General features: G+C 65.7%; 13 protein-coding genes. All 13 read left to right on the top strand.

Annotated elements, in window-relative coordinates:
• The 13 genes from ABQE44_RS10955 (at position 1) to ABQE44_RS10895 (ending at position 12,786) form a co-directional block, all read left to right on the top strand.
• Positions 1-1,155, top strand: coding sequence for an amidohydrolase family protein (locus ABQE44_RS10955; protein ID WP_448429700.1), 1,155 nt, complete (start codon positions 1-3; stop codon positions 1,153-1,155).
• A gap of 11 nt (positions 1,156-1,166) precedes the next feature.
• Positions 1,167-1,433: a hypothetical protein gene (locus tag ABQE44_RS10950; protein WP_448429698.1), complete on the top strand. Its 267-nt coding sequence runs from the start codon at positions 1,167-1,169 to the stop codon at positions 1,431-1,433.
• Positions 1,414-2,067, top strand: coding sequence for an HAD family hydrolase (locus ABQE44_RS10945; RefSeq protein WP_448429696.1), 654 nt, complete (start codon positions 1,414-1,416; stop codon positions 2,065-2,067). The genes ABQE44_RS10950 and ABQE44_RS10945 overlap by 20 nt, the downstream gene beginning before the upstream one ends.
• A gap of 67 nt (positions 2,068-2,134) precedes the next feature.
• Complete coding sequence (locus ABQE44_RS10940) at positions 2,135-2,905, top strand: SDR family NAD(P)-dependent oxidoreductase (RefSeq protein WP_448429694.1); 771 nt, start codon at positions 2,135-2,137, stop codon at positions 2,903-2,905.
• A gap of 208 nt (positions 2,906-3,113) precedes the next feature.
• Complete coding sequence (locus ABQE44_RS10935) at positions 3,114-5,744, top strand: NAD-dependent epimerase/dehydratase family protein (RefSeq protein ID WP_448429692.1); 2,631 nt, start codon at positions 3,114-3,116, stop codon at positions 5,742-5,744.
• Between the two features lie 19 nt (positions 5,745-5,763).
• The gene (locus ABQE44_RS10930) at positions 5,764-6,771 is read left to right on the top strand and encodes a hypothetical protein (protein ID WP_448429690.1); all 1,008 of its coding nucleotides are present in this window, start codon (positions 5,764-5,766) and stop codon (positions 6,769-6,771) included.
• Positions 6,768-7,214, top strand: a complete 447-nt coding sequence (locus ABQE44_RS10925) for a Zn-ribbon domain-containing OB-fold protein (protein ID WP_448429688.1) — start codon at positions 6,768-6,770, stop codon at positions 7,212-7,214. The genes ABQE44_RS10930 and ABQE44_RS10925 overlap by 4 nt, the downstream gene beginning before the upstream one ends.
• A complete protein-coding gene (locus ABQE44_RS10920) occupies positions 7,211-8,395 on the top strand; it encodes a thiolase family protein (RefSeq protein ID WP_448429686.1) in 1,185 nt (394 codons plus the stop codon). The genes ABQE44_RS10925 and ABQE44_RS10920 overlap by 4 nt, the downstream gene beginning before the upstream one ends.
• On the top strand, positions 8,392-9,030 hold the full coding sequence (locus ABQE44_RS10915) for a histidine phosphatase family protein (protein WP_448429684.1): 639 nt from the start codon (positions 8,392-8,394) through the stop codon (positions 9,028-9,030). Before ABQE44_RS10920 ends, ABQE44_RS10915 begins: the two co-directional genes overlap by 4 nt.
• Positions 9,014-9,928, top strand: a complete 915-nt coding sequence (locus ABQE44_RS10910; protein WP_448429682.1) for a 3-keto-5-aminohexanoate cleavage protein — start codon at positions 9,014-9,016, stop codon at positions 9,926-9,928. The genes ABQE44_RS10915 and ABQE44_RS10910 overlap by 17 nt, the downstream gene beginning before the upstream one ends.
• Positions 9,925-10,119, top strand: coding sequence for a ferredoxin (locus ABQE44_RS10905; protein ID WP_448429680.1), 195 nt, complete (start codon positions 9,925-9,927; stop codon positions 10,117-10,119). Before ABQE44_RS10910 ends, ABQE44_RS10905 begins: the two co-directional genes overlap by 4 nt.
• Before the next feature lies 1 nt (position 10,120).
• Positions 10,121-11,305: a cytochrome P450 gene (locus ABQE44_RS10900; protein WP_448429678.1), complete on the top strand. Its 1,185-nt coding sequence runs from the start codon at positions 10,121-10,123 to the stop codon at positions 11,303-11,305.
• Positions 11,302-12,786 carry an aldehyde dehydrogenase family protein gene (locus ABQE44_RS10895; RefSeq protein WP_448429677.1) on the top strand — a complete coding sequence of 495 codons (1,485 nt, stop codon included), beginning with the start codon at positions 11,302-11,304 and terminating at the stop codon, positions 12,784-12,786. The genes ABQE44_RS10900 and ABQE44_RS10895 overlap by 4 nt, the downstream gene beginning before the upstream one ends.
• Positions 12,787-12,788: the final 2 nt, after the last annotated feature.

Raw genomic sequence — 12,788 nt, 5'->3', positions numbered from 1 at the left:
ATGCCGTTGCAGGATCACATGCAGTTGATCTCTGTCGATGACCATCTCATCGAACATCCTCGGGTGTGGGCCGACCGGTTGCCCGCGAAATACCAGGAACTCGGGCCACGCATCGTCGAGGTGCCACGGGCCAAAGGCGGCCGACCCAGCCAGGTCTGGGAGTACCAGGGCAAGACCTATCCGCAGATCGGGCTCAACGCCGTGGCCGGCAAGAAACCAGAGGAATACGGCATCGATCCGTCGCGCTTCGACGAGATGCTGCCCGGCTGCTACGACCCGGTTCAGCGGTTGGCCGATATGGACCTCGACGGGGTGGAGGCCGCACTGTGTTTTCCGTCGTTCCCCCGGTTCGCGGGCACCGTTTTTCTCGAAGGTGACGACCGCGACGTGGCGCTGGCCAGCGTGACGGCGTTCAACGACTTCATCCTCGACGAGTGGTGCGCCGCCGCGCCGCACCGCTACATCCCGCTGGTCATCCTGCCGCTGTGGGATGTCGAGTTGTGTGTGGCCGAAGTGCATCGCACCTTCGCCAAGGGCGCCAAGACGCTCGCCTTCCCGGAGAACCCGTCGCCGTTGGGCCTGCCGTCGATCCACACCGACCACTGGGATCCGCTGTTCAACGTCGCCGAGGAGTACGACCTGCCGCTCTCGCTGCACTTCGGCACCTCGGGGCAGTCGCCGAAGCCGTCGCCGGACGGGCCGATGGCGGTCAGCATCACGCTGTTCGGCTGCAACTCCATGTACGCCCTGGGTGATCTGCTGTTCTCGCCGGTGTTTCATCGCCACCCCAAGCTCAAGGTGGCGCTGTCGGAGGGCGGTATCGGATGGGTGCCCTACCTGTTGGAGCGGGCCGACTACGTGTGGGAGCGGCACCGCTTCTACCAGAACGTCAACCAGGACCGGCGGCCCTCGGAGTTGTACTTCGAACACATCTACTCGTGCTTCATCGAAGACCGCCACGGCCTGCGCAACCGCGACGAGGTCGGCATCGACAACATCCTCTGGGAGTGCGACTATCCGCACTCCGACTCGAACTGGCCCAACAGCCGCAAGGTCGCCGACGAGGTGTTCGCCGAGATCCCCGACGAGGACGTCCACAAGATCGTCGAACTCAACGCACGCGCGCTGTTCAACTTCCCGCGCATCGAGAAATGACCCCGGGCCCGGTGTCGCCCGTTCCGCCCGATGGGATGCTCGGGGCATCGGACTGGGACGACGAGGATCTGCTCACCATCGTCGAGGCGTCGCAACGGCTGGTCGACGAGATCAAGGCGTGCCGTGCGCGCATTCGGCAGGCAGAGCAGGCGCTGGCCGAGGGAACGTCTCCCGCGTCGGTCGACGAGGTGGCCCTCGACGGGCAACGTCGGCGCCTCCAGGAACTGATGGGCGCGGCAGAACGCATCAGGGCCGCCCATGCGAACGCCCCGCGCTGACATGGCCGTCAATGCCGTGGTCTTCGACATGGGCGGCGTGCTCACGGTCGACCCGTTCGAAGCATGCCGCAACTACGCCCGCGAACTGGGCTTGCCGGCGGAGACGTTCGTCGAGCAACTCCGGGGCCCGGACTTCGCCGAGGTCGAGACCGGGGCCCGTGCGGTCCGCGACTTTCTGAAGTTCGCGTGCCGCGACGTGGCTGAGCGGTTCGACGTGGACGTCAACATCCGGCGGCTGGCGGACTGTCTGGCCGCGGGCCAGCAGGTCCGTCCCGAGATGGTCACCCTGGTCGTCGAGCTGGCAGACAGGGGGGTGCCGGTCGGCCTACTGACCAACAACGCGAAGGAAGCCAGGTCGTGGTGGCACAGCGGGGTGTTGCCGATCGCGCGCTTCACCGCCGTCGTGGACTCCTCTCAAGTCGGGCTGCGCAAACCCGATCCCCGGATCTACACGGTGACGGCCGAGCGGATGAGACGTCGCCCCGACGAACTCCTGTACTTCGATGACATGGCGGACAACGTGGCGGGGGCCCGCACCGCCGGTTTGATCAGCGAGGTCTTCACCGATCCTGGTCAATGCCGACGGTTGTGCGCGTCGCACGAATTGCTCGCCAACGCCGGGAGCAGCCGGTGAATCCAACGAATAGCATAACCAGGTTTTAGTTATCGAGCGTCTGGCTGTCGCGACATTAGGGGCTCACGTGGATCGGGATACGTTCTCGCGGCTTTTCGATATGACCGGTCGTACCGTGATCGTCACCGGCGGTGCCGGGGGCATCGGCCTTACGCTGGCCGAAGGCTTCGTGCTGGCTGGGGCTCGAGTCGTCGTCGCCAGTCGCAGGGCCGACGCCTGCGAGCATGCGGCGCAGCATCTTCGCCGGCTTGGTGGGGACGCCATTGGGATGAAAACGGATCTCAGCGCGGTCGACGACCTACGGATGTTGGTGCGCAACACCGTTGCCGAGTTCGGTGGTGTGGACGTCGTGGTCAATAACGCGGCCAACTCGTTGTCGCAACCGCTCGGACAGATAACTTCGGCGGGATTGACCGATTCTTACCGAGTCAACGTGCACGGCCCGGTACTTCTCGTCCAGGAGGCGTTGCCGTACTTGGAGGCCAGCCCACACGCCGCCGTGGTCAACATCTTGTCGGTAGGGGCCTTCAATTTCGCCCCGTTACCGTCGATCTACGCGTCGGCCAAGGCGGCGTTGATGTCGTTCACCAGGTCGATGGCCGCCCAGTTCGCACCAGCGGGGATCCGCGTGAATGCAATCGCGCCGGGTCCGGTCGATACGGACATGCTGCGCAGTAGACCGCAGGAAAAGATCGACGTACTGGTCAATGAGACGCTCATGAAACGGCTGGCTTCACCCGCCGAAATGGTGGGTGCAGCAATGCTCCTAGCGTCGGACGCAGGTAGCTACATCACCGGCAGCGTCATCGTCGTGGACGGCGGCGGAACGCCCCTTTGAAAGCCGGGTCCGCATCTGCATGCGGAACGCAGGACGGCCGGAGAAGAGACCTATAGGCTGAATCCGACGATCGCCGTCGGTTTTTAGAAGCTTGGAAAGCTAAGGTCCGCGGGCCCGCTGGCTTCAGCGCTCAGTTGTGTTCCAGCCCACAGCGAAATACTATAACCAGGTTATAATATAAACGTCATTCGAAGATCGTGAAGGTGAGATGGCGGGACGAGTTCTAGTCACCGGAGGCACCGGCGCGGCCGGCGCGGCCACCGTGAAATGGCTCAAGCGAATGGGCGCCGACGTCGTGGTGCTGGCGCGGCGGACCCCGGCGGTGCCCGTTGCAGGGGTGACCTACATCGCCGCGGACGTACAGGACGCCGACGGGGTATCGCGGGCGGTCGCGGGCTGTGACGCCATCGCACACTTCGCGTGGACGATGTCAGCGATGCAGAGCGCCGAGGTGGCCGAGAGTATCGACATCGGGGGGACCACCAACCTGTTGCGCGCCATGGCCGATCATGACTGCCGCCGGATGGTTTTCGCCTCATCGATCACCGTCTACGGTGGGCACGCCAATCACCCGCAGCCGTACACCGAGGACGAGACACCTCGCCCCGCCCCTTCGTTCCATTACGAAAGGAACAAAGTGCGGGCCGAGACGATGATCACCGAATCCGGGGTCGAGGCGGTCAACGTGCGCCCCACCGTCATCGTCGGACGGTCGTCGTGGAGCGCACCGGCGAACATCTTCCGTCAACCGGTGGTAGTCACGCCTGGCCGCGATGCCCGGATGCAACTGGTCCACGTCGACGACGTCGGCCGGTTCTGTGCGATGGCCGCCCTCGGCGGGCCTGCCGGCACGGTGAACCTCAATGCCGATGACGCTCTGACGTTCGCCGAAATCGCCCATATCATCGGACGGCCGGTACTGAACTCCGGTGAACGCTTCTCTCGCATGCTGGCCGGCCTGCTCGGCAAGGCGGACAATTTCGAATCGGTGCCCGACCTGATCGAGCTGTTCCTGCACTACCCGCTCGGAGACAATCGAAAGTTGCGGGAGCAGTTCGGATTTCGCTGCGCGTACAGCTCAGCCGATGCCGTGGCGGACATGACCGACTGGTCCTCGAGCATGTGGACCGTTGGCGCGCGGTCGATGCGGAAGCCGGTTCGGCTCGCCGCGCCTTCCGTCTACCCACGCGACACCTCGGGTCCAGACGGCAGCGCGATTCAGATCGTGCCGCCGGAATACACGGGCGAATTCGACAGCATCACCGGTGACCCCGCCCTGCCGGAATGGAGCGCAGCCAACCTGTCGGAGGCGTTCCCAGGACCGATGACACCGTTTTCGCTCGGGCTGGCCAACCGAATCCTGTTCAGTGGCGCCAACATGCTCGATTACCTGTTCCCACTCGATCCCGAACTCGCCGCGGTGGTGAACTGCAAGCAGGTCGGCACCATCGGCCATCGGCTCTACAACAACATGACGGCGATGAAGAAGCTGGCCAGTGCGATTCCAGGCCAGACGCCCGAGAGCTTCGAACACCAGATGAACGGAACGCCGCTTCCAGAGGGCTACCGGCCTCCCCCGTTATCACGCGCGGATCTGCTCGCCGCCGCCAGAGCGGCCCTGAAGGGTGGTCCGCAGATCGCCGGACTCGGGATCGAACTGGCCGACATGGAGAAGCGCGCGCAACGGTTGATCGGCAACCGCCCCGTGCTGCACGAGATCCACGAGGAACAGCTGCTGAGCAGGATCGAACTGGTCTGTGACCTGGTGGTTCGGGCGTGGGACATCAACAACATGAACACGTTCATGGTGAGCCTCCCGATGAACCTGATCTCACAACGTTACGGAGATCGAGCCGCGATGAACGTGCGGGCCGGGACGCAGAAGCTACGCAGCGCGGCGCTGCTGTCCGGGGTGCGTGAACTCGCCGACATCGTCGCGCACGATGATGGACTTCGGCGGTTGATCCAGGACAGCCCCCGCGAGGTCGTGATGGACAAACTACGCAGCGACGCACCCGGTTTCGCCGCCAAGTTCGACCAACTGGTCACGCAGTGCGGGCACCGCGGCCCCGGTGAGACCGAACTCAGCAACCCGGTCTACGCAGACGCCCCGGAGCTGTTGCTGCGCGCGGTGCTGGGCAATACACGTGCCGAACCGCCCGCTCCCGCCGAGCCGGCGAAGTCACCACTGGCGCGCGCGTTGACACGGCTCGCGGTGAGCGCCATCGAACGACGAGAGCGGGGCCGAGACCTGTGCATGCGCATCACCTACGAGCTTCGGATCGCGCTCCAGGAATGGGGCAGACGGCTGGCCGAGCGTGCGACGCTGGAGACTGCAGACGACGTGCACTATCTGTCGATCGATGAGATCTACTGCCCACCAGTTGATTCCAGTCAAACCATTGCACGCCGGCGCGCCGAGCGCGCCCGCTTGGCGGCTTTGGACTTCCCCGTTCATTTCACGCAACCGTGGACGCCCGACGAAATGGCCGCGGCGAGCCGGAATGAGGTGGTCATCGGACAAGCGGTGTCTCCGGGTACTGCCCGCGGCCGGGTACGGATCCTGGCGCATCCCGACGACGACTTCGAACCCGGCGAAGTGCTCGTCGCCAACGTCACCGACACGGGCTGGACCCCGTTCTTCAGCTGCGCGGCGGCCATCGTGACCAACGTCGGCGGTCCGATGTCACATGCAGCAATCGTAGCCAGGGAGTTCGGCATTCCGGCGGTGGTGAACACCGAGACCGCCACCCAGTGGCTGGAGAACGGTCAGCTGGTCGAAGTCGACGGCACCGCAGGCACGGTGCACGTCATCGACGACACACACCACGCGGAATAGAGAAAGAGAGCGAAGCATTATGTCGAACAAGGGCGACTACGGACATCGGACACTGGTCGGTACCTACGAGCCCACCGCAACCGACAGCGATCCAACGCGCACGTACTTCGGCCTGTCGCTGTCGTGCACCTGGTTCTATCTCAACTTTCGCGACGCCGACGGCAAGCTACACTTTGCCTACCGCACTACCCTCGGCCTTGAGGGATCGCTGCACTTCACCTGCAACGAGTCTCGCGACGGCGCCTTGCGCAAGGTCGCCATGCCTGCCGGACGCGAGTTCTTCCGCGGTCCGGTCGTCACTACCGTCGTCGACGGTACCTACCGAGTAGCGAGCAAGCCCGCTGAGGCGGGGTACGCGACCGGCCAACCGTTCGAGTTGGCCCGCACCGACACCGAACTGAGCTACCACGAAGGTCACGAGCTTCAGTTCAATGGCCGACGCATCGGCCCGGGAATGCAGGTTTACGTGCCCAGCGGACCGACGCCGCTGCTCTACACCTCGCTGCAGCATCGGGTCTCCGGCACTGCGTTCGGGAAGCCCGCCGAGGGCTTCCTCTGGCTGGATCAGTGCTATCTGCCGCCTGGGGTCACGTGGCGCAACAGTGACTACTTCAAGGGCGTGGAACTGGCGTGGACGCCGTTCGGTACCGAGTTCTCCGACGGTTCCATCGAGATGGGGCACATCTGCTACGGCGCCAACGGTTTCAACTTCTCGTTGGTCGCCACGGGCGACGATCAGGTGTTGCACTGCACGTCCGATGTCGCCGCGCGCGACATCAAGTACCGGCCGGACACGTTCCCCGAGCACATGTATTACGAAGTCGATGGCGTGGACTGGGAGTGGTCTGCTGTCGACGATGGCGCACTGCCGGACCAGGCGTCGGGCCACGACTTCTACCGCTCCTCGGAGGGATATCTGAGACGCGCAGGGGAAACCCGCACACCGGTGGTGCACCACTCGTACAACGAGTTCTTCCCGCCCGCCATCCAAGCGTGGGAGTCGACGGGACGGATCATCGGCCGGTGAAGCTGGAGAACGCTGTCGCAGCGACGCGGGGCGGGCCGCTGCAACGTCCCGCGCCGACACCCGACGAGATGGAGTTCTGGCGGTCGGGATCCGACGGCCGACTGCGCATACAGCGCTGCCACGGTTGTGGACGCTGGCAGCACCCGCCGAACCCGGTCTGTCACCGCTGTCTTTCTCGCGACGTCGAATTCGAACCCGTCAGCGGAAGCGGCACGGTGTACAGCGTCACCGTCAACCACCAGCTGTGGCTGCCGCACCTGACCGAGCCCTATGCGGTGATCGTCGTCGAACTCGACGAACAGCCCGGGTTGCGGTTCCTGAGCCGGGTCGTCGACACCGCTGTCTGCGACGTCGTGATCGGGATGCGGGTGCGTGTCGTCTTCAAGCCGTTGGGGGAGGAGCTGTTTGCGCCGCTGTTCACCGCTTCGGAAGGCGCCTCATGACCGTGCGTCCGGAGCGGCAGGCGGTGATCCGGGGGTTCGGATCCTCGCAGATCGGCAGGCGGCTGCCGACCAGTGAAATGGCCCTGACTATCGACGCATGTCTGGCGGCACTGGCCGATGCCGGCGTGTGTCGAAGCGAAATCGACGGTCTGGCGACGTTTCCCGGTGGCGGGTTCGACACCCCGGGTCTCGCCGGGCCGGGCGCCGACGACGTGCACGCGGCGCTTGGTCTCCGCACGAACTGGAAATACGGAGGGCCCGAGGGCGGCCAGCTCGGCGGCTTCTTCTCGGCAATTCTAGCCGTGGCAACGGGGTTGGCACGACATGTGCTGGTGTACCGGACTGTCGGTGAGGCCTCCGCACAGGGAGCGGCCGGCCGCGCGGGAACACTGTCTGCCGGCGCCGACGCGGCGGTATCAGGGTTCCGACGCTGGCTCGCGCCGTTCGACGCCCATTCACCGGCCAATTGGATCGCGCTCTTCGCGCACCGCCACATGCATGAATTCGGTACCGCGCGTGAACATCTCGGCACGATAGTGGTCAACAACCGGCGCAATGCCGGTCGCAACCCGGACGCGGTGTATCGCACCGAGCTCACATTGGACGACTACTTCGCGGCTCGGATGATCACCACGCCGTTCGGGTTGTATGACTGTGACGTCCCCTGTGACGGGTCGGTGGCCTTCGTGGTGTCGCACGTGGACACCGCCAACGACGGACCACATCCCGCTATCGGCATCGAGTCGTTGGGCTGGGCGATGCGGCACCGTCCGGTGTGGGATCAGTGGGATGACATGACCGAAATGGCGGCCTGGGACGCGGCGGTACATCTGTGGGAACGCAGCGACCTCACGCCCGACGAAGTTGACCAGGTTCAGCTCTACGATGGGTTCTCGTTTCTGCCGCTGGTCTGGCTGGAGGCGTTGCGGTTCTGCGGCAAAGGTGAATCGGGCCCGTTCCTGGATGCCGGTGAGCGGATCGCGCTGGACGGGCAGCTGCCGCTCAACACCGGCGGCGGCCAGCTGTCGGCGGGCCGACTGCACGGCAGCGGGCTGCTGTACGAGGCGTGTGTCCAGCTGGCCGGACGGGGCGGGGACCGTCAGGCGGGACGTCCGAACACCGTCGCCGTCGGCGCCGGGGGCGGACCGACGGCCGGCGCGGTGCTGTTGGTGCGCCGATGAAAGACGGCGTGGAAGTGGCGTTGATCCGCCACGGGCTACCCAGCCGGATCGAGGGGGTGCGCAAGCCTGATCCCGGTCTCACCGAGAGCGGTCTCACCCAGGCGCGTGCCGTCGCCGAGGCGACTGCGTTCCTGCCTATTTGCAGCATCGCCAGCAGCCAGCTGCTGCGGGCCCGGCAGACGGCCGCACCCACCGCCGACAAGCTGGGCATCGACGTGGAGATCGACGAAGATCTCGCCGAGTTCGACAACGGCGAAGATTTCTACATCCCGATAGAGGACATGATCGCGGAGCGGGACCCACGACTGGATCGATGGCGAGAACTCATGGCGCAGCCGGAGATGTCGGGTGTCTTGGCGGAGTTCCGACGGGCCGCCACCGCTGCCGTCGAGCGGATCGCCGCGACCAGCCCGCCCGGCATTGCGGCCGTCTTCTGCCACGGCGGGGTGATCGGCGCGTGTGTCGTGAAGGCGCTCGGCGAGGCGCGAGTCTCGCTGACCGAACCGGACTACGGATCAATCACCCGGATCACGGTCGATGCCGGTGGACGTTGGAAACTGCGTACCTACAACGAGATCCACCACATCGAACGGTTCACAGTACGGCGAGAGGAACGCAATGAGCTTTCGCGATGACGGCAAGGTGTACCTCGAGGTCGGTGTCAACGAGGTGGTCAGCAAGGACGACAACCCAAACGTGCCCTACGGTGCGCAGGAGACGGCCCGCGACCTCGTCGAGTGCATCCGGCACGGAGCGACCGCGGTGCACTTCCACGCCCGCCACGACGACGGCAGGCAGGCCTGGACCGACGACGAGGTCTCCCGCACCGTGCTCGCCGCCGCGGCGGCCACGGTCGACCCGCTGGCCTATCCCAGCTATCACGGCAGCCTCGACCATATCTGGGCGCTGGCGAAGCGGCCGCCGGCTGGCACCAAGCTGTTGCTGACCCCGTTCGATCCCGTTCAGCACATCAAGCGGGTGCTGTGGCTCGAAGAGGGGAACCGGTTCGGTGTAGTCAGTTTCGGGCCCGACGACCCCAATAACTGGAACCCGCCCTATCCGCCCGAGTTGGATCGCTTCGCCGACCTCGGGTTGGTGCCCAACATCGCGGTGTTCAACACCGCCGACATGCGTTGGGTGGCGCTGGCCGCACGCATCGGCATTCTGCGCCAGCCGTTGAACATCAAGCTGTTCTTCTCCGACCGGTGGGTGTCCAACAACGACCCAGACCCGGACGTGATCGACTTTCTGCTCTCGCGAATCCCCGCAGGAATCGACCATGAGACCGTCGTGGTGCCCTATGCCATGAGCTCGGCGCAGCGGTGCGAGCTGTTGTGGGAGCGGGCGCTGGACCGCGGCCTCGGCATCCGCGTCGGAATCGGGGACTGCCCGTGGGCTTATCCCACCGCTACCAACGCCGAAATGGTGGACCGTGCCGTCGATCTGATCACCCGCCGGGGCCTGATGCCCGCGACGCAGGCCGACCTGCGGGAGCGGGTCGGTGCACCCGCGGTCACTGGGACGAGCCCATGAAGGTGAGCGTCGACCCGCAGCGCTGCATGGGCCACGGGCAGTGCTATACCCACGCCCCCGAGATCTACCAGTTCGATGCGGAAGGTTATTGCGTTGTGGTCAAACCCGAGGTCGAAGGCGACGCGTTGACACAAGCCGTCAAGGGCGCGCAGGCCTGCCCCGAATCGGCGATTACCGTCAGTGAGGAATGAGATGTCTGACCAGATTCTGTCGACCGCAGCACATTTCGATCCCTTCACCCCGGTCGCGGATCCATACACCCCGCTGCGGGACGCGGCCCTACGCTGTCCGGTCGTCGCCGCGCCGGGGGGCGCGGTCGTGGTCACCGGCGCCGCCAACGTCGCTGGGGTGTTCAAGGACTCACAGTCCTTTCGCAACGAACTGCGTCCGCCCGAGCCCGGTACCCAACCGAGCCTGGTGCACCTCGACGGTGACGAGCACACCCGCATGCGGAAACTCGTTGTCAAGGCGTTCACGCCCAAGGCGGTGAAGAAGCTGGAGGCCCCGACCTACGCGATCGCGCACGAGCTCGTCGACCGGTTCATCCCCCGCGGAACTGCGGATATGTGCACTGAGTTCGCATTTCTGTTGCCCGCCATGGTGATCGCCGAGCTGGTCGGTATCCCGGAAGGCGATCGCTCGCAGTTTGTGAAGTGGGCCGACGACGCGATCACCGCGGCGGCGCCGAACTCCAGCGGGTACGCCGAGTCGGATCCGCAACTGCGTGGATACGTGCTGAGCATCATCGACGAACGCCGTCAGACCCCGGGCGAGGATTTGCTGAGTCAACTCATCGACGTGCACGACGGCGAAGACCGGCTCAGCACGGCCGAACTGGTCGCCCTGGTCCGCATGCTGATCCTCGCGGGCACCGACACCACTGCCAACCTGATCGGATCGATGCTGCATCAACTGCTTTCGGTTCGATCACGTTGGGAGCGTGTGCAATCGGATCGCACGTTGATCGCGAACGTCGTCGAGGAGACGCTGCGCTTCGACCCGCCGCTGTACTGGGTGCCCCGCAAGGCCGCCGCCGACGTCGACGTAGCCGGGGTGACCATCCCGGCGGGCGCGCTGGTGTGCAACGCTGTCGCGCACGCCAACCGCGATCTCGACGGGATGGATCACCCCTACGACTGGGACATGGATCGCCCTGCCGCCCGCAACCGGACCCATCAGACGTTCGGGTTCGGCGAGCACTTCTGCATCGGTTCGTCGCTGGCGCGCCTGGAAGCCACCGTCGCGCTGGAGGTGCTGTTGGACCGGTTACCCGACCTCGCGCTCGCCGCCGAGTACGAGTACCAACCCCATGGGCCGTTGATGATGCGCGGGGTGAAAAGCATGCCTGTGATGTTCGCGCTGGGAACACCGCGGTGACGGCACTGGACATCGTCGGCACAAGGCTGCTCGTCGACGGCGAACTGCTCGCCGACGTCGGAAAGACGTGCGAGGTCGTCGACCCGTCCACCGGTCAGGTGGTGCGAACCGTGCCGCAGGGCGGCCCCGGCCAACTCGACTCGGCGCTGGCGGGCGCGCGCCGGGCCTTCGACGACGGACAGTGGTCGGAACTGCCTGCCGATCACCGCGCCAGGGTCCTTCTTCGGCTGGCCGACCTAATCGACGCCCACACCCCCGATTTCACCCGCTTCGTGGAAACCGAAGTAGGCACCTGTCGCAGAGTGGCCGGCCCGGGGCAGGTGCGTCGCCCGATGGATCACTATCGGGACCTGGTGTCGCGAGCCAGATCCGAACTCGGACGTCCCCTTCCGCAGCTTCCCGGCCCGCCCGCAACCGGCCAACGAGTCGTCCGGGAGCCGTGGGGCGTCGTCGCCGCGATCACTCCGTGGAACGCCCCGCACCTGCTCAACCTGTGGAAGGTGGCGCCGGCACTGGCCACCGGAAACACCATGGTGCTCAAGCCGGCGCCGGAAGCCCCGAGCTGTGCACTTCTGTTGGGAGAACTGGCGGTTGAGGCCGGTGTTCCGCCGGGGGTGCTCAATGTGGTGACCGGCGGTGCGGATACCGGTCAAGCGATGGTCGACGATCCCCGTGTCGACATGGTGGCGTTCACCGGTTCGTCCGCGGTGGGCCGGGCAATCGCGCAGTCGGCCGGCGCGACGCTGAAACACCTGCTGCTCGAACTCGGCGGCAAGTCGGCGCTGCTGGCCCTGCCCGACGCCGACGTCGCCTCCATGGTTGCCGCGGTGCTGCGCTTCGTGACCCTCGCCGGTCAGGGCTGCGGGCTGTTGACCCGCGTGCTCGTGCCCGACGCACTGCACGACCGCGTCGTCGACGCTCTTGTCGAGGCGCTGCGGCGCGTTCGGGTGGGACCCGCCGACGACCCGGAAGCCCTGATGGGACCGGTCATCTCGGCGCAGGCTCGGGATCGGATCGAAGCGACCGTAGCCCAGGCCGTCGCGGCCGGAGCGCGGATCGCCTATGGCGGCGGACGCCCGAGCGGTGTGCCCGAAGGCGGATTCTATTTAGAGCCGACCATTCTGACCGGGGTGACCAACGACATGGCGGTCGCGCGCGAGGAGATCTTCGGCCCCGTCGTGGTGGTGATCCGCTACAGCGGTGATCCCGAAGAAGGGGTCCGGATCGCCAACGACAGCCCGTATGGTCTTGTCGGCGCGGTTTGGACGGCCGACACCGCACTCGGGTTGCGCCTTGCGCGCCGTATCCGTGTGGGGCAGGTCCGCGTCAACACCACCGCATCAGGCGACGAGGCGCCGTTCGGCGGCTACAAGCAGTCCGGTGTGGGCCGCGAAGTCGGCCAGGAGGGACTGCTCGAATACACCACTATCAAGTACGTCGCTTGGCAAATGCCATCTGTCGAAGATGAATCACCGCAATAGGA

The sequence above is a fragment of the Mycolicibacterium sp. XJ2546 genome (assembly GCF_053483195.1).
The sequence above is the reverse complement of the archived record's forward strand: the minus strand, read 5'-3'. Positions and strand labels throughout refer to the sequence as shown.